At 60.5% G+C, this 15,399-nt stretch carries 17 protein-coding genes; 6 read left to right on the top strand and 11 right to left on the bottom strand.

Translation table 11 applies throughout. The features are described 5' to 3' along the window. Positions 1-97 precede the first annotated feature (97 nt). Complete coding sequence (locus tag AWU82_RS22765; RefSeq protein ID WP_064380587.1) at positions 98-1,906, bottom strand: monovalent cation:proton antiporter-2 (CPA2) family protein; 1,809 nt, start codon at positions 1,904-1,906, stop codon at positions 98-100. A gap of 163 nt (positions 1,907-2,069) precedes the next feature. Here AWU82_RS22765 and AWU82_RS22760 point away from each other — a divergent pair, with 163 nt between their 5' ends. After that, positions 2,070-2,984, top strand: a complete 915-nt coding sequence (locus AWU82_RS22760; RefSeq protein ID WP_011334875.1) for a LysR family transcriptional regulator — start codon at positions 2,070-2,072, stop codon at positions 2,982-2,984. On the opposite strand, the gene AWU82_RS22755 is transcribed toward AWU82_RS22760, so the two are convergent. The 5 genes from AWU82_RS22755 to AWU82_RS22735 form a co-directional block, all read right to left on the bottom strand. Further along, positions 2,974-3,744, bottom strand: a complete 771-nt coding sequence (locus AWU82_RS22755) for a substrate-binding domain-containing protein (RefSeq protein ID WP_039767271.1) — start codon at positions 3,742-3,744, stop codon at positions 2,974-2,976. The two genes, AWU82_RS22760 and AWU82_RS22755, sit on opposite strands and share 11 nt — an antisense overlap. A gap of 10 nt (positions 3,745-3,754) precedes the next feature. Further along, the gene (locus AWU82_RS22750) at positions 3,755-5,047 is read right to left on the bottom strand and encodes an MFS transporter (RefSeq protein ID WP_064380585.1); all 1,293 of its coding nucleotides are present in this window, start codon (positions 5,045-5,047) and stop codon (positions 3,755-3,757) included. 143 nt (positions 5,048-5,190) lie between these two features. After that, positions 5,191-6,252, bottom strand: a complete 1,062-nt coding sequence (locus AWU82_RS22745; RefSeq protein ID WP_064380584.1) for a M48 family metallopeptidase — start codon at positions 6,250-6,252, stop codon at positions 5,191-5,193. A gap of 28 nt (positions 6,253-6,280) precedes the next feature. Beyond that, complete coding sequence (locus AWU82_RS22740) at positions 6,281-7,327, bottom strand: M48 family metallopeptidase (protein WP_064380583.1); 1,047 nt, start codon at positions 7,325-7,327, stop codon at positions 6,281-6,283. A 24-nt stretch (positions 7,328-7,351) separates the two neighbouring features. Continuing rightward, positions 7,352-7,948 carry a LemA family protein gene (locus AWU82_RS22735; protein WP_064380582.1) on the bottom strand — a complete coding sequence of 199 codons (597 nt, stop codon included), beginning with the start codon at positions 7,946-7,948 and terminating at the stop codon, positions 7,352-7,354. A 202-nt stretch (positions 7,949-8,150) separates the two neighbouring features. Between AWU82_RS22735 and AWU82_RS22730 the strand changes: the two genes are divergently transcribed. Next, on the top strand, positions 8,151-8,459 hold the full coding sequence (locus AWU82_RS22730) for an RcnB family protein (RefSeq protein WP_064380580.1): 309 nt from the start codon (positions 8,151-8,153) through the stop codon (positions 8,457-8,459). An 8-nt stretch (positions 8,460-8,467) separates the two neighbouring features. On the opposite strand, the gene AWU82_RS22725 is transcribed toward AWU82_RS22730, so the two are convergent. Then, positions 8,468-9,544 (bottom strand): sensor domain-containing diguanylate cyclase, encoded by a 1,077-nt coding sequence (locus AWU82_RS22725; protein WP_064380578.1) that lies wholly within the window; start codon positions 9,542-9,544, stop codon positions 8,468-8,470. 141 nt (positions 9,545-9,685) lie between these two features. Here AWU82_RS22725 and AWU82_RS22720 point away from each other — a divergent pair, with 141 nt between their 5' ends. Then, the gene (locus tag AWU82_RS22720) at positions 9,686-10,024 is read left to right on the top strand and encodes an FKBP-type peptidyl-prolyl cis-trans isomerase (RefSeq protein ID WP_064380576.1); all 339 of its coding nucleotides are present in this window, start codon (positions 9,686-9,688) and stop codon (positions 10,022-10,024) included. An 85-nt stretch (positions 10,025-10,109) separates the two neighbouring features. On the opposite strand, the gene AWU82_RS22715 is transcribed toward AWU82_RS22720, so the two are convergent. After that, the gene (locus tag AWU82_RS22715) at positions 10,110-10,391 is read right to left on the bottom strand and encodes a hypothetical protein (RefSeq protein WP_064380575.1); all 282 of its coding nucleotides are present in this window, start codon (positions 10,389-10,391) and stop codon (positions 10,110-10,112) included. A 9-nt stretch (positions 10,392-10,400) separates the two neighbouring features. After that, a complete protein-coding gene (locus tag AWU82_RS22710; protein ID WP_064380573.1) occupies positions 10,401-10,772 on the bottom strand; it encodes a DUF6124 family protein in 372 nt (123 codons plus the stop codon). A gap of 489 nt (positions 10,773-11,261) precedes the next feature. Here AWU82_RS22710 and AWU82_RS22705 point away from each other — a divergent pair, with 489 nt between their 5' ends. Together AWU82_RS22705 and dmeF are read left to right on the top strand one after the other, a co-directional pair. Next, positions 11,262-11,537 (top strand): metal/formaldehyde-sensitive transcriptional repressor, encoded by a 276-nt coding sequence (locus AWU82_RS22705; protein ID WP_011334838.1) that lies wholly within the window; start codon positions 11,262-11,264, stop codon positions 11,535-11,537. Between the two features lie 11 nt (positions 11,538-11,548). Then, a complete protein-coding gene (gene dmeF / locus AWU82_RS22700) occupies positions 11,549-12,481 on the top strand; it encodes a CDF family Co(II)/Ni(II) efflux transporter DmeF (RefSeq protein ID WP_064384069.1) in 933 nt (310 codons plus the stop codon). Here the strand turns inward: dmeF and AWU82_RS22695 are convergent. Beyond that, positions 12,478-13,578, bottom strand: a complete 1,101-nt coding sequence (locus AWU82_RS22695; protein WP_064380571.1) for a cytochrome P450 — start codon at positions 13,576-13,578, stop codon at positions 12,478-12,480. The two genes, dmeF and AWU82_RS22695, sit on opposite strands and share 4 nt — an antisense overlap. A gap of 79 nt (positions 13,579-13,657) precedes the next feature. On the opposite strand from AWU82_RS22695, the gene AWU82_RS22690 reads away from it, so the two are divergent. Then, on the top strand, positions 13,658-14,419 hold the full coding sequence (locus tag AWU82_RS22690; protein WP_064380569.1) for an ArsR/SmtB family transcription factor: 762 nt from the start codon (positions 13,658-13,660) through the stop codon (positions 14,417-14,419). On the opposite strand, the gene AWU82_RS22685 is transcribed toward AWU82_RS22690, so the two are convergent. Further along, complete coding sequence (locus AWU82_RS22685) at positions 14,416-15,159, bottom strand: SDR family NAD(P)-dependent oxidoreductase (RefSeq protein WP_064380566.1); 744 nt, start codon at positions 15,157-15,159, stop codon at positions 14,416-14,418. The two genes, AWU82_RS22690 and AWU82_RS22685, sit on opposite strands and share 4 nt — an antisense overlap. Positions 15,160-15,399: the final 240 nt, after the last annotated feature.

Here is a 15,399-nt window from a genome sequence, read left to right as displayed (position 1 = left end):
AGCTCTGGAAGGGACGCGGAGCGTCCCGGGCTGCATTCCCACGCAGAGCGTGGGAACGATCAGGGTCAGGCGGTCGGCGCGCGCAGTGTGCGGGGGCTCAGGACTTGCCCGATTGTTCTTCCAGTTGATCCGACTCGAACAACCGGGCCAGTTCCGCCCGCGCTTCCTGGGCGGTCTGCAGCACTTTGGCCGCGTCGTCGTACACCGCGTGTTGAGCCTCGAGTACCTGTTCGTCATGGTGCTTGAAGCGCTTGATCCGCGCATCGGCCTGGGCCTGGGTCAAGCCGAGGCCAACCAGCGTACGGCGGCTCATTTCCAGACTGGAGTAATAGGTTTCCCGAATCGGATCGGCCCCCACATCCACCAACCGATGAACATGCTGCCGGTTACGCGCCCGGGCGATGATCTTCATGTCTGGGTAGAGCTTGCGCACGATCTCGGCGGTCTTGATGTTGGTTTCCGGATCATCCGTGGCAATCACGAAGTACTCCGCTTCACCGACCTTGGCCGCACTGAGGATTTCCGGACGCATCGGGTCACCGTAGAACACCGGCACGCCACCGAAACTGCGCGACAGTTCGATGGTTTCCACCGAGGTGTCCAGCGCGACGAACTTGATGTTCTGCGCCCGCAGAATCCGCGCCACGATCTGACCCATCCGACCCATACCGGCAATCACCACCCGTGGCGATTCGGTCTCGATCTGGCGGAATTTCTCCGGCACTTCCACCGGCTGCACCTTCGGGCTGACCAGTCGTGCGCAGACCAGCAGCAACAGCGGCGTCACCGCCATCGACAGGGTGATGGTCAGTACCAGCAGGTCGTACAGACGTGGTTCAAACAGGCCCTGATCGCGGCCGATCTTGAACACCACAAACGCAAATTCACCGCCCGCTGCCAGCACGATGCCGAGGCGAATCGCGCTGACCTTGTTCAACCCACCGGCCAGGCGCCCGACCACAAACAGCAACGGCAACTTCAGGGCGATCAGCAGCAGCGTCAGCCCCAGCACCGTGATCGGCGCGCTGAGCAGCAGACTGAGGTTGGCGCCCATGCCGACGCTGATGAAAAACAGCCCCAGCAGCAGGCCCTTGAATGGCTCGATCTGCGCTTCCAGCTCATGGCGATATTCCGAATCCGCCAGCAGCAACCCGGCGAGAAATGCGCCCAGCGCCATCGACACACCGACCATGTCCATCAGCCATGCGGTGCCGATCACCACCAGCAACGCGGTGGCGGTGGAGACTTCCGGCAGACCGGTTTTCGCCACGATGCGGAACACCGGACGCAGCAGATAACGTCCACCGATCACCACCACCGCGATGCCGCCGAGCACCTGCAAACTGTGGCGAACGTCGTCGGCGGTGCTGGTGTGGTGATCGACCCCCGCGAGCATCGGTACCAGCGCGATCAACGGGATCGCGGCGATGTCCTGGAACAGCAGAATCGCAAACGCCAGCCGCCCGTGGGGGCTGGTCAATTCCTTGCGCTCGGCAAGGCTTTGCAGGCCAAACGCGGTAGACGACAGCGCCAGACCGAGGCCCAGAACAATCGCGCTGTTCAATGGCTGGCCAAACACCGACAACGCCAGCACACCGATCACCGAACCGGTCAGCAGCACCTGCGCCAGACCCACGCCGAACACCGATTTGCGCATCACCCACAAACGTCGCGGCGACAGCTCCAGACCGATGATGAACAACAGCAGCACCACGCCCAGTTCCGAAATATGGCTGACACTTTGCGGATTGCCGATCAGGCCGAGCACCGACGGGCCGATGATCACCCCGGCAAACAGATAACCGAGCACCGCGCCCAGTTGCAGGCGCTTGGCCAGGGGAACGGTGAGCACGGCGGCGAAGAGAAAGACGACGGCGGCTTGTAACAGATTGCCTTCATGGGGCATGAGCGGAACTCCAGTAACGCGGTACGGCGGGGGGCGACAAGGATAAAGGTTGCAACGATGGCAGATCTACCGCCGGCCCCGCTTGAGCAGATGTGCTTCTGTAATAATTTGCATCAATTGGTTACATTTATAACCTCAACGAATCAATTCCTTCGAGTCTTTCATGGCCATCAACTTCGACCTCAATGACCTGCAAGCCTTTCGCGCCGTGGTCGAGCAGGGCAGTTTCCGCAAGGCCGCCGACACCGTGCGCCTGTCGCAACCGGCCCTGAGCCGGCGCATCGAAAAGCTCGAAGACGCTCTCGGCGTGAAGCTGTTCGAGCGCACCACGCGCAAGGTCAGCCTGACCCAGGCCGGACGCGGTTTCATGCCCAGCGTCGAACGCTTGCTCGACGATCTGGACGTCGCGTTGCTCGGCATCAGTGAGGTCGCCTCGAATCGGCAGGGCCACGTGACCGTCGCTTGCGTGCCGTCGGCGGCGTACTACTTCATGCCGAGCGTCGTCGCCCGTTATCACCGGCAGTTTCCGCGAATCAAAGTCAAAGTCCTCGACTCCAGCGCCCACGATGTGCTGAGCGCGGTGGTCAACGGCGAGGCGGATTTCGGTCTGAGTTTCATGGGTACCCAGGAGGCGGGCGTGGATTTCGAGCCGCTGGTGCAGGAGAGCTACGTAGTCGCCTGTCGCCGCGATCATCCGCTGGCCGGGCGCAGCAGCGTCACCTGGGACGAGTTCTACCGGCAGGATTACATCTCGCTCGACAAGACATCGGGCAATCGCTTTTTGCTCGATCAAGCGCTGGCGAAAGTGGTGCCGCAGCGCCCGAGCATCTGCGAGACGCGGCATGTGACGACCATGATCGGTCTGGTGGAAGCGGGATTGGGGGTGGCAGCGGTGCCATTGATGGCGATGCCGGCGGCGGATCATCCGATCCTGACGCGGGTGCCGCTGACCGATCCGCAAGTGATGCGCAGCGTCGGCATCATCAAACGCCGGGGTCGTACGCTGACCCCGGCGGCATTGGAACTGGAGCGGCTGGTGGTGGAAATGAAAGTCCAGCCGCCGACGGTCAGCGCTTGACCGAATCCAGACCGGTGGCCTGCACGTCAGGCTGGGCGGCGGGTGCGGCGAGATAAGCGAGCAACGCCTTGGCTTCCTGCGGATGCTGCGCACCCACTGGAATGCCCGCTGCAAATCGGGTCACCGACTGCACCGACTCCGGAATCTTCGCCACAAAACTCACCCCCGGCACCGGCAGCAATTCGCTGACCTGCTGGAAGCCCAGTTGATAGTCGCCGGTCGCGACCACCGAACCCACCGGGATTTTCGGGATCATCTTCGCCTTCGGTTTCAGTTGATCTTCGATACCCAGTTTCTTGAACAATTGCTGCTCGATGTACACGCCGCTGGCGCTGTCGGAGTAGGCCACCGATTTTGCATCCAACAGGGTTTTCTTCAGGGCGTCGACGTTGCTGATGTCCGGTTTCGGCGCGCCCTCGCGCACCACCAGGCCGATCCGCGAATCCGCCAGCTCCACCCGCGACGCCGGGTCGACCTTGCCTTGTTTGATCAAGTCATCGAGGGCGTAACCGACCATGATCACCACGTCGGCCTTTTCACCACGGGCGAGGCGATTGGGGATTGCCTCCGGCGCCTTGCCCATCGACGGGCCGAGTTGGGTGTCCAGCGTGTTGCCGGTGGCGGCGGCGAATTTTGGTCCGAGGATCTTGTAGGCGGCGGTGAAACCGCCGGAAGTCATGACCCGCAGTTCTTCGGCCTGCGCCGCAACGTTGAACGCAAGACCGGCGAGCAGGGCGGAAACGGTAAACAATTTTTTCATGGTGATGTTCTCAGGCAGTAACAGGTTGCAGACGACCGCCGGCCCGGCGATACAGATAAAGCGTCGCGCCCAATGCGCAGAGCGCGCCAATGCTCATCCAGTAACCCGGTGCGGCTTTGTCGCCGGTGTACTGGATCAGGAAGGTCGACATCGCTGGAGTGAATCCGCCGAACACGGCAGTGGCGAGGCTATAGGCCAGGGAGAAACCGGCCACTCGCACTTCCACCGGCATGATCTCGGTCAGCGCGGGAATCATCGCGCCGTTGTACAGGCCGTAGATAAACGACAGCCACAACAGCGACAGCAGCATGTGACTGAAGCTCGGCGCCTGCACCAGGTACGACAGCGCTGGATACGTGGTGGCCAGCGCCAGCAGCGCCATGGCGATCAGCACCGGACGGCGGCCGACGCGATCGGACAATGCACCGCCAATCGGCAGCCAGAAGAAGTTGGAAACGCCCACCAGCAACGTCACCAGCAACGCATCGGATGTGCTCAGGTGCAGCACGGTTTTGCCGAAGGTCGGTGCGTACACGGTGATCAGGTAGAACGCAGTGGTAGTCAGGGCAACCATCAGCATCCCGCCCAGCACCACGCCCCAGTTCTGACCGAGGGTGCGGAACACTTCCTTCATGCTTGGACGATGTTTGCGAGCGGCGAACTCTTCGGTTTCCGCCAGATTGCGTCGCAGAAAGAAGATGAACGGAACGATCATGCAGCCGACGAAAAACGGAATCCGCCAGCCCCAATCGGCGACCGCTTCCGGCGCCATCCATTGGTTCAAGCCATAACCCAGCGCAGCGGCGACGACGATGGCCACCTGCTGACTGGCCGACTGCCAGGCGGTGAAAAAGCCTTTGCGACCGGGCGTGGCGATTTCGGAGAGATACACCGAAACTCCGCCCAGTTCCGCACCGGCGGAGAAACCTTGCAACAGCCTTCCGATCAACACCAGCGCCGGGGCAAACAGGCCGATGGTTTCGTATCCGGGCACCAGCACAATCAATATCGTGCCGCTGGCCATGATCGACAGCGTCACGATCAAACCTTTGCGCCGACCGACGTCATCGATGTACGCGCCGAGCACGATGGCCCCCAGCGGACGCATCAAAAAGCCTGCGCCGAACACTGCGAAAGTCATCATCAGGGACGCGAACTCACTGCTCGCCGGAAAGAACACCGCCGCGATCTGCGTGGCGTAGAAACCGAACAGAAAGAAGTCGAACTGTTCGAGGAAGTTACCCGAGGTCACCCGGAAAATGGCGCCGGCCCGCGAGCCGCCGTGTGGGATTGAGGCTGTCATAGAAAAGTACTCCACCGCTTTTATGACGTGCGCGACGGGGAGGCGGCGCACGGTTCTTATTGGGGCGGATAGTGGCGCGCAGGGATCGATTTGTTAATTGCATTGTTGGCATGGATTGATGTGCTATGCAGATCAATGGCGTGCTATGGCAGCTGTTTTGGCGTCGCTGCCTGCACGGTTCTGGCTACCATCGAGTCTTGCGCTGGTGCGGCGATGTTCACAAAAGTCCCGTCCCAGTCAGGGTCTATCCTGCGAATGCGTTCACGCAGATCCGGATGGCCCGAGAGCAGAAGAGAGCTGGAAGTGCCAGGGCCGAAAAACAGGTGGCTGAACTCGGCGGCACGGGCGGCCTTGAGGGTCGAGCCCATTTTGTATCCGCCGATTTTCTTCAGTGCCCCGGCAATACTGTCGGGGTTGCGGGTGTATTGCACGGCGGTCGCATCGGCCAGGAATTCGCGTTGCCGGCTGACTGCAGCCTTGATCAGGTTGCCGAAGAACGTCCCGGAGAATCCGACAATGCACAGCGCAGTGCCAAACATGCTGACCAGAATGGTCGGCTGCTTACGATTGGCAGATGAGTGTGGTGTGTCCTCAAGACCGCGCAAGAGATGGTTTCCCGCCAACCCGATCACCATGATCCCGTGAACGATCGCGACCAGTTGGGTGTTCAGGCGCATGTCGCCGTTATAGATGTGGCTGAATTCGTGGGCGATCACGCCTTGCAGTTCATCGCGTGACAACAGGCTTATCGCACCTTGAGTGACGCCGATCACTGCATCCTGAGGGGTGAAACCGGCGGCAAATGCATTGATGCCCGTATCCGGCAGCAGATACACGGGAGGGACTGCGGTGCCGGACGCCAAGGCCATTTCCTCCACCACGTTGACCAAACGGCGCTCTTCCAGAGTCCGCGCGTCATGGTTGATCAGACGACCACCCAAACGGCGCGCGACCACTTTGCCGCCCCCTTTCAGTTCGATGTATTTGACCAGCCCGCCGAGCAACACAACACCCGTTACCAGCGCTGCAATGATCGCGAAAAACTGCCAGTTTTCCGCCAGATCCTCGAGCGTTTTGCCGTACGAGATCGGCAGAATCAGTAGCATGAAGGACACAAGAATCAAGCCGAGTACGGCGAGAAACATCAGGATCACGAGCTGCACCGAGCGACGTTTGGCCCGGCACTGTTGTTCAAAGAAATTCATCTAGCCATCCGTGGACGTGGAGTCTGAATCAATCCGCCGTTGCCGCCATCTGATCAGGCACCGGTTTGCCCGCTGCGGCAGCCGTCGTAAAACTCCCGTCCCACTGCGGATCGATCCGACGAATCCGCACGCTCAGATCAGGGTGGGTCGCAAACATCCGGCTCAGCCAACCTGAGCCGCCTGTGCTGAAGAACAAATGACTGAATTCGGCGGCACGGGGGGAGTTGATGACGGAACCTTGTTTATGGGCGCCGATTTTTTTCAGGGCACCGACAATGCTTTGCGGATTGCGCGTGTACTGCACCGCGCTGGCATCAGCGAGGAACTCACGCTGACGACTGACTGCGGCCTTGATCAGATTGCCGTACAGATTCCCGATAAACCCGGCCACGCACAGTGCGGCACCGAGCGCAAAAACCACCAGCATCAATCGCACGTCGCGTTTGTCGCGCTTGAGCAGGCTGGCCAGTATGTAAGTGCCAGCCAGCCCCAGCACCAACAGGCCGTGCACCACCGCCACCAGTTGCGTGTTGAGGCGCATGTCCCCGTTGAAAATGTGACTGAATTCGTGGGCGATCACCCCTTGCAGTTCTTCTCGAGTCAGTAGTTTCACTGCGCCACGGGTCACACCAATGGCCGCGTCTTCCGGTGTAAATCCGGCCGCGAAGGCGTTGATGCTTTCGTCTTGTAGCAGATATACCGATGGCACGCGGGTGCCGGAGGCAATTGCCATTTCTTCGACGACGTTCATCAACCGTTGCTCGTCCAGGGTGTGCGCATTGCCGTTGAGCAGGCGGCCACCCAGTTTCTCCGCGACGACCTTGCCGCCCGCGCGCAGCTGTCGATATTTCAGCAGACCGCCAATCACCACGATGCTGCTGATGAACAATGCGATAACGGCCATTGCCAGTAGCGCATCCGCCAGCGTGCCGGTCCCGCTCAGGTAATCCTCAAAACCATTGAAGACGAAGGGCAGGCTGGTCATCCCGATCAGCATGACAATCGCCAGAATCATCAGGTAAACCAGCCGTGACGTTTGGTTTCGGGCCTGGGTTTGTCGTTCAAAAAAATTCATCGGGCCATCCATGGAGAGCAGCAATCAGAAAGAAACGTTGGGCGCGGTCTTGATGGCCAGCGTATCGGCAAACTTCAACGGAACCGCATCCTCGCGATGGCCAAAACTGGCCGCCAGCAGCACTGCCGGAAAGCTCTGCTTGAGCGTGTTGTAGGCCATCACCGCATCGTTGAACGCCTGGCGCGCGAAACTCACTTTGTTTTCGGTGCTGCTCAGCTCTTCGCTCAGCTGTTGCATGTTCTGCGAGGCCTTGAGTTCCGGATAAGCCTCCAGCGTCAGGTTCAAGCGATCCACCGCGCTGCTGAGTGCGCTGTCCGCCAGCCCCAATTGCGCGATGTTCTGGGCGCTGCCCGGTTTCGCCTGTGCAGCCTCAAGTCCGGCCACGGCGGCATTGCGTGCGGCGATTACGGCTTCAAGGGTTTCGCGCTCATGGGCCAGATAACCCTTGGCGATGCTGACCAGATTGGGGATCAGGTCATAGCGGCGTTTGAGCTGCACTTCGACCTGGGCAAATGCGTTTTTGATCTCGTTGCGCCGGGCAACGAGCTTATTGAAAAGATTGACAGCGTAGAGCCCCAGAAGCGCAAGCAATACCAGATTGACGATGAGGTAGATTTTCACAGTGATGTCCTTGTTCACTCGGCGAGGGCGGGCGCGATCTTATCGCAAATGGATGCTGTTGACTGTATTGGCCCGGTGGCGGGTTAGCCCGGATCGCGTTCCGGAGCGTGGCTACAATCTCAACGTCCATCAATAAACAAGGAATGATTCCCGAACCTCGCAGTCGGAGTTCAGGTATCACACATCTGAAGGAGGTTCACCGATGAACAACAAGACCCTAATCGCCAGCCTGGCCCTCGTCGCCAGCATCGCCGGGATCAGCCCCCTCGTTCAAGCGGCGCAAACCTCGAACGACACTGTCGAACAATCACCGACCGGCAACCGCGAACTGAACGTCAACGACCGCGCCCCGGACATTTACCAGCGCAGCGAAAAAGCCATCAAAAACTGGAAACAGAAAGGCCTCAAGCAGCCGGAACCGCAGGCGCAGTGGGTACAGATCAACGATAAATATGTGATGGTGATGATCACCAACGGGACGATTGTGGCGATTCAGCCGGTGGAGAAATAGCGTCGGGCTCAATCAGCCCGGCCATGACTCAGCGTCTGCCCGCCAACCAATCGATACTGATTGTTCCCACTGCGCTTGGCCTCATACATCGCCAGATCCGCAATGTGCAGCAACCGGTCCATGGTCGGTGCGTGGTCGGGGAAGACGGCGACGCCGAGGCTGGTGCCGATGTGGCGTTGGTCGTTGCCGATGGGAATGGGCGGGGACAGTTCGATGAAGATCTTCTGGCAGATGCTGCGCGCTTCGTCCTGCAGGTTCAGGCCGGGGGCGAGGCCTTGCAGAATGACCACGAATTCATCGCCGCCGATGCGCGCGACGGTGTCGCTGACCCGCAGGATGCGTTTCAGGCGCGTGGCGGTGGTGATGAGAACGCGGTCGCCGGCGGCGTGACCGTAGCGGTCGTTGATCGCTTTGAAGCCGTTGAGATCGATAAACACCAACGCTACCCGCGTTTCGGTCATGCGCGCATGTTCCAGTGCTTCCGATAGCCGCTCTTCCAGTACCAGCCGATTCGGCAGGCCGGTCAGCGGGTCGAAATGAGCGAGGTGCTGGAGGTAGCTGGCCGAGGCCTTTTCTTCGGTGATGTCGCGCACCACGCCCATCATCTTGATCACCGCGTCGTGATCGTTGCGCACCACATTGCCGGTTTCCCGCAGCCAGCGAATCGTGCCGTCGGGCCAGACCACGCGGTACTCCTCGTCGTGGTTTTCGCCGGTCTCCAGGCATCGCAATTCCCCCGCGCGCACCCTGGCGCGGTCATCGGGGTGTACGCAGGAACAGAACAGCGCGTAGGAGGGCGTCACTTCGCCGATCTTGAAGCCGAACATGCCGAATATTGCGTCGGACCAATAGAGTCGATCCGTGTCGACTTCCCAATCCCAAGTGCCGATCCGCGCAAAATACTGGCTGCGCTTGAAGCGGTCGGCGTCGCCATCCTGACGGATGTTCTGGCCCTCGGCGGCGCGGGTGAGCAGTTCGCGATACTCGGCGAGTTGCTGACGAAGCGCGCGCACTCGGCGGATCAGAACGGCGATCACGACCAACAGCACAACGACAATGGCGAAGCTGATCCAGAGTTGAGTCATTCAAGCGTCGCTGTCATGGCGTATCGATCAGGATTGGTAGCGGGTGGCCATCATCCATCACGGCCGACGTAGGGTCAAACGGTTGCCAATGACCGGTATTTCTGGGAAAACGGCGGCCAGCGGAACAATAGAGTGAATGTTATGAATGATGAACTGCAGATAATCGATCTTCAGACCGGAGACGGAAAAGCCGCCGTCAAAGGCGCGTTGATCACCACCCAATACACGGGTTGGCTGGAAGACGGCACCGAGTTCGATTCGTCCTGGAGCCGGGGCAAACCGTTTCAGTGCGTGATCGGCACGGGCCGGGTGATCAAGGGTTGGGATCAGGGCATCATGGGGATGCAGGTTGGCGGCAAGCGCAAACTGCTGGTGCCGGCGCATCTGGGTTATGGCGAGCGGACGATGGGCAAGATTCCGCCGAATTCGAATCTGGTGTTCGAGATTGAGTTGCTTGAGGTTTTGACGCGGGAGGATTGATGACCGTTTCATTGCTGAAGTCATAAAAACCCGCTGCCTCCCTTCACGGAGACAGCGGGTTTTTTCTTGCCTTGTACCCCAGGTGTTACGCAGCCATCGCGATCTCATCCAGCGTCGCGGCAATCGTGCCGGTCAGGCTTGGGAATCGGCGCTTTACGCTGGTGAGTGCCGGCAGCAGGCGGTTGCGGTCCAGTTCGCCATGGTCGCGGGCAATCTGGACGAGGGCGGTGAGGGCGGCGCTGACAATGGATTTCCGTTCGCTCTCGAGCAGTAGCAGACAGGCTTTCTGGGCCCATTGGCTGTCTTTCTCGTTGAGGCCGATGGAGATCAGGGCGGCGATGATGTGTGCATCGGATTTGCTTTCCATGGGTGTTCCTCAGGTCGTGGCATCGAGAGTGTCCAGCGCCCGGTTCACAGCCAGTTCGCCACACATCACAACTTGGGCGATGCCCAGCACAGTGTTGCGGTAGGGCGGGTCCAGCAGCGCGGCGAAGTCGCTGAGCATCACGCTGGCCGAAGTCATCGATTCGCAGGCGTGGGCCAGCAGGGCATGCTGATCCAGGTCGGGGGCGACCAGGAACATGCGGCCGGGGCAGTGTTGTTTCGGGGCGGTGGGTTTCAGGTAATGGTCGAGGGCGCGCTCGGCGGCTTCGTGGAGTTTTCTGGAATCGGCGGAGGCGTAGGGCGAGGCCGGATCGGATTCGTTGGGTTTGTCTGTTTCGGGTGGATCGGGGACGTATTTGAACATTCGGGAAAGCCTCAAAGTGATGCCGACACCACCTCGCGACTAAACGAAAAGGTGGCAGCTGTACGCAGGTTAGTCGACCGGCGACTTCCCAAAACCGGCGCACCCGAGGGTGCCCTGCACACAGCCGCCATAGAGTGCAGATGAAGGTCACCTGACTGTCTGGAGCACATGTAAAGTTTTGAGAAATCATCGAGCGACTAAACCCGATCACTGACCATTCAGTGACGCGAACCAAGTTACCGACGCCCTCAAAACCGCACAAGCCGGCGGATTCTGGCGTAGTTGTAGGCAAAGGCGCAAGGCGATGTAGCCTCTCGGATGGGGGCAAAATGATGCGTCATTTTTCAGTCCGCCATCGCGAGCAAGCTCGCTCCCACAGGGGTATGCGTAGGCTGAAGTCATCCGTTTGTCCTCCAATCCCAAACAGGCCTTGCCCCTTCCGATCGGAACAGCGACCATGCTCGTTATATAGGGGTAGGGGGTATAGGTATGTCGCACACGCATGAACACAAAGGCGAGTTGCTCAACCGGGTTCGGCGCATTGCCGGGCAGGTTCAGGCTGTTGAAAAAGCGCTGGAATCCGAGGCCGATTGTGCCAAGACGTTGCACCTGATGGCGGCGATTCGCGGCGCGGTCAATGGCTTGATGGAGCAGTTCATCGAGGCCCACGCCCGCGAGCATGTCGCCCGTCCCGACCTCAGCGACGAAGCCCGCGCCCAGGGCGTGGAAGAGTTGCTGCTGGCCATCCGCCGATATTCCAAGTGAGCGCCGACATCATGACCCTCAAGGTTGATGACTTTTCCCACAACCATCAGTTTCTCGGTGCTTCGCACGATGAAAACGCCCGCCGCACCCTGTGGGTGGTGGTGCTGACTTTCGTGATGATGATCGGCGAAATTGCCGCCGGTTATCTCACCGGTTCCATGGCATTGCTGGCCGACGGTTTCCATATGGCGACCCACGCCGGCGCCTTGGGCATCGCGGCGGCAGCCTATGGTTTTGCCCGGCGTAACGCCAACAACCGACGCTACAGTTTCGGCACCGGCAAGGTCGGTGATCTGGCGGGTTTTGCCTCGGCGATGGTGTTGGGGCTGGTGTCGCTGGGGATTGCCGGGGAATCGGTTTTCCGTCTGTTCCAGCCAACCAGTGTGGCGTTCGGCGAAGCAACCTTGATTGCCGTGGTCGGCCTGGGCGTCAACCTGCTCAGCGCTTTTCTGCTGGCCGGTCACCACAGCCATCACGACCACGGCCATAGTCACGACCACAGCCACGATCATCGTCATCACCACCATCACGACAACAACCTGCGTTCAGCCTACGTGCACGTATTGGCGGACGCGTTGACATCGGTACTGGCGATTGCCGCGCTGCTGGCCGGGCGCTATCTGGGCTGGGTGTGGATGGACCCGGTGATGGGCATCGTCGGTTCCATCGTCATCGCCAAATGGGCCTGGAACCTGATGCGCGACAGCGCCGCCGTGTTGCTCGACACCACCGATGAACCCGTGGCCGAGGAGATCCGCGAACTGCTGGAAACCTCCGATGATGTGCGCATCAGCGATTTGCATGTCTGGCAGGTCGGCCCACAGGCGCGGGCGGCGATTGTCAGTGTGGTCGCGGTGGCGGGCGTGACTGCCGACGCGATCCGTGAGCGCCTGGCGCCTGTGCATGAACTTTCGCACCTGACCATCGAATTGCGCAACGCTTAAGGCTGCACCTCGCTGAACATCGGAATTCGTCCATTCAGCGAAGGCCGGTAGTGCCACGCGAATCTTCCCGGATCAATGTTGTGGGCGAGGATTTCGGTGAGCGTGGCGCTGGCGATCGTCATTGCCAGCGTCTGTCCGGGACATTGATGCCGACCGCTGCCGAACGTGAAGCTGCGTCGGTTCGGGCGATCCACCATAAAGCAATCCGGGTTTTCATTCAGTGCCGGGTCTCGATTGGCCGAGGCCAGCAGCACCAGAATCACGTCGCCGGCTTCCAGCCGCACGCCGTCGATTTCGCAGCTTTTCGCCACAAATCGACGGGTGTTCTGTACCGAGGGATCGAAACGCTGGACTTCGGCGAGCAGCGAATCTAAGGACGCATTGTGTAATTCAGGCTGCCGCTGTAGCGCCACCAGCGCATTGCCAATCAACCCGGCGGTAGCCTCCAACGTCTGCGAACAGAGGCCGATCAGGTTGGCGAGCAGCACGTCCTCATTGCCGACAAAACGCTGGCGAATGTCGGCGAGAAACGGATTCGGATCCGCCAGCAATTCGATGAAGTATCCGCGCAATTGCTCCGCCGCCCGATGGGCTGCCGCCAGTTGCAGGTCATTGCTCAACGGCGACAGACACGCCGCGAAATCCGCCGTCAGTTCACTGATGACCCGCGCCTGCGCCGGGGTGAACCCGAGCAGCGATGCAACCACGCACACCGGGCCGCGAAACATGGCTTTATAGAGGCCGTCGGCATCGTTCGTGATCAACCGCGCGGACACCAGATCGCTGACTTCTTCCCGATCAATCAATCCCAGCGGCGGCTCGATGGCCGAACGCGGGCAGCGCTGAGCTTCGCCGTCATTCATACGCATCAAAAGGCCAAACACCTTGCCCGCCATGCCATCGACGATGGCTTTGGGCACCGGTTCCTGCACCGGACGCACCCGGCAATCCGGATGCGCCAGCACCGCGCACACCGCGCGGGCGCTGCTGGCAACCCACAGTTTCAGTCCGTGATGAAAGGTCAGCCCGCCCGCCGCGCGCAGTTCGGCGTAGTAGGGGTAGGGATCGGCGTGAGTCGCAGCGATGATCGGGTCCATGGATCGCAACCTTGTCGGTGGGGGAAGTGTTGCTACTATCTCCAGTCCTTGAGAGCGATGATTCGTCCGGGAGCGAAATATGCACGCAGCACATCAAGACATCGGCGTCTCGCAAGTGGCCGCCGCCATCGCGGAACCGGCGCGGACCAAAATGCTGTGTTCGCTGATGGACGGCCACGCCCGCACCGCCACGGAGCTGGCGAGCCTCGCCGACGTCAGCGCCTCGACCGCCAGCGCACACCTGGCCAAGCTCAAGGACCTGGCGCTGGTGCGCCTGCATGTGCAGGGCCGCCATCGTTATTACAGCCTCGCCGACAAGCGTGTGGCCCAGGCCCTCGAAGCGCTGATGGTGATCGGACAGAACCCCGCGCCGGCCTTCAAACCCCACACACCGGATCGCCTGCAATTCGCCCGTACTTGCTACGACCACATGGCCGGCACGCTGGCAGTGCTGCTGCATGACCGGTTGCTGGAGGGTGGTTGGCTGGTGGAAACCGATGAGCAGGCGTACCGCTTGAGCGAGAGTGGAGAAGCGCTGTTCGAAGGCTTGGGGGTTGAGGTCAGGGATCTGTCGACCTTGCGCCGACGCTTTGCCTGCCCGTGCCTGGACTGGAGCATGCGTCGGCCTCATCTGGGTGGATCACTTGGAGCGTCGCTGTTGCAGACCGCGTTGAAGCGCAAATGGGTGACGCAGGATCTGGACAGTCGGGCACTGACGTTGACGGTGCAGGGGCGTCGGGAACTGGCGTCGCGCTGGGGACTGGTTTTGCCTGGGGCCGGGCGGGAATCGTCAGGCCGCCAGCTGACGGATTCCACGCCCGGATCGCTGCATGCGCGTTAGCTCAAGGTGTATCCGCTATCGACCACCCAATCCTGACCGATGACGCCGCGAGCACCATTGCCCAGCTGGAAAAGAATGACGTCGGCCACCGCCGCAGGTTCCAGGAATTGTCCGCCCAACAGTCGTTTGTTGACGCCTTGGGCGACGTCGCCGAGCGCTTCGTCACTCAGGCCCAGCGTTGACCAGATCGGCGTTGCGGTCGGGCCGGGGGAGACACAATTGATGCGCACGCCATGGGGTGCCAGCTCGACCGCAAGGGTTCGGGCATGGGCGATCAACGCCGCTTTTGACGCGATGTAGGCGGCCAGTCCCGCGAAACTGATTTGGGCCAGAAAAGTACCGATGAACACCACTGACGCCTTGCCTGCAAGGTGCGGGCGCAGGGCGGCCAAGGTGTTCAGGGCGCCGGCGCCGTTTACTGCCCATTGGCGATCGAACGCCGAACTGTCGAGTCCGTCGGCCAGTTCTGCGATACCGGCGTTGGGCACCACGAAGCTTACCGGACCGATGTGTGCAGCTTGCTCGGCCAAGGAGGCAAGGTCAGAGGCTTGAGTGACATCGCCGGGATGCCAGACCAGTTGCTGCGGATACCGCTCAAGCAGTTCGGCCAGTGGGCCGAGCTTTCGCGACATGGCCAACACGCGTGCGCCTTGATCCAGCAGACGCTCGGTAGCGGCCAGGCCTATGCCCGAACTGGCGCCGGTGATGACGGCAATCTTGCCCTGAAAAATATGATCCATGTTCGACTCCCGTTTTTGGTCTTCAGCCAAATGGCTACGGGGAACCGGTCAATTTTCGGGCCATGCCGGAGAGCCTTTAATATCAAGGGCTGCGCAGGTTTGATAGTCATTATGACCTTTGTTACATCGAGTCAATCTGACTGCGCTTGAGTCAAATTGACCTGACTGCTGTGGCATGACATTCCGACGAAGAGCGGCGTTGCGCCTTGTATGAGCCAACCGCTCTCTATACTGTATATG

The organism is Pseudomonas glycinae, from assembly GCF_001594225.2.
Classification (GTDB): domain Bacteria; phylum Pseudomonadota; class Gammaproteobacteria; order Pseudomonadales; family Pseudomonadaceae; genus Aquipseudomonas; species Aquipseudomonas glycinae.
This window is presented reverse-complemented; position numbering and strand designations above follow the sequence as displayed.

Coding starts and splice junctions, on each gene's coding strand:
- AWU82_RS22765 (WP_064380587.1), bottom strand. CDS start 1,906: ATGCCCCATGAAGGCAATCTGTTACAAGCCGCCGTCGTCTTTCTCTTC.
- AWU82_RS22760 (WP_011334875.1), top strand. CDS start 2,070: ATGGCCATCAACTTCGACCTCAATGACCTGCAAGCCTTTCGCGCCGTG.
- AWU82_RS22755 (WP_039767271.1), bottom strand. CDS start 3,744: ATGAAAAAATTGTTTACCGTTTCCGCCCTGCTCGCCGGTCTTGCGTTC.
- AWU82_RS22750 (WP_064380585.1), bottom strand. CDS start 5,047: ATGACAGCCTCAATCCCACACGGCGGCTCGCGGGCCGGCGCCATTTTC.
- AWU82_RS22745 (WP_064380584.1), bottom strand. CDS start 6,252: ATGAATTTCTTTGAACAACAGTGCCGGGCCAAACGTCGCTCGGTGCAG.
- AWU82_RS22740 (WP_064380583.1), bottom strand. CDS start 7,327: ATGAATTTTTTTGAACGACAAACCCAGGCCCGAAACCAAACGTCACGG.
- AWU82_RS22730 (WP_064380580.1), top strand. CDS start 8,151: ATGAACAACAAGACCCTAATCGCCAGCCTGGCCCTCGTCGCCAGCATC.
- AWU82_RS22725 (WP_064380578.1), bottom strand. CDS start 9,544: ATGACTCAACTCTGGATCAGCTTCGCCATTGTCGTTGTGCTGTTGGTC.
- AWU82_RS22720 (WP_064380576.1), top strand. CDS start 9,686: ATGAATGATGAACTGCAGATAATCGATCTTCAGACCGGAGACGGAAAA.
- AWU82_RS22715 (WP_064380575.1), bottom strand. CDS start 10,391: ATGGAAAGCAAATCCGATGCACACATCATCGCCGCCCTGATCTCCATC.
- AWU82_RS22710 (WP_064380573.1), bottom strand. CDS start 10,772: ATGTTCAAATACGTCCCCGATCCACCCGAAACAGACAAACCCAACGAA.
- AWU82_RS22705 (WP_011334838.1), top strand. CDS start 11,262: ATGTCGCACACGCATGAACACAAAGGCGAGTTGCTCAACCGGGTTCGG.
- dmeF (WP_064384069.1), top strand. CDS start 11,549: ATGACCCTCAAGGTTGATGACTTTTCCCACAACCATCAGTTTCTCGGT.
- AWU82_RS22695 (WP_064380571.1), bottom strand. CDS start 13,578: ATGGACCCGATCATCGCTGCGACTCACGCCGATCCCTACCCCTACTAC.
- AWU82_RS22690 (WP_064380569.1), top strand. CDS start 13,658: ATGCACGCAGCACATCAAGACATCGGCGTCTCGCAAGTGGCCGCCGCC.
- AWU82_RS22685 (WP_064380566.1), bottom strand. CDS start 15,159: ATGGATCATATTTTTCAGGGCAAGATTGCCGTCATCACCGGCGCCAGT.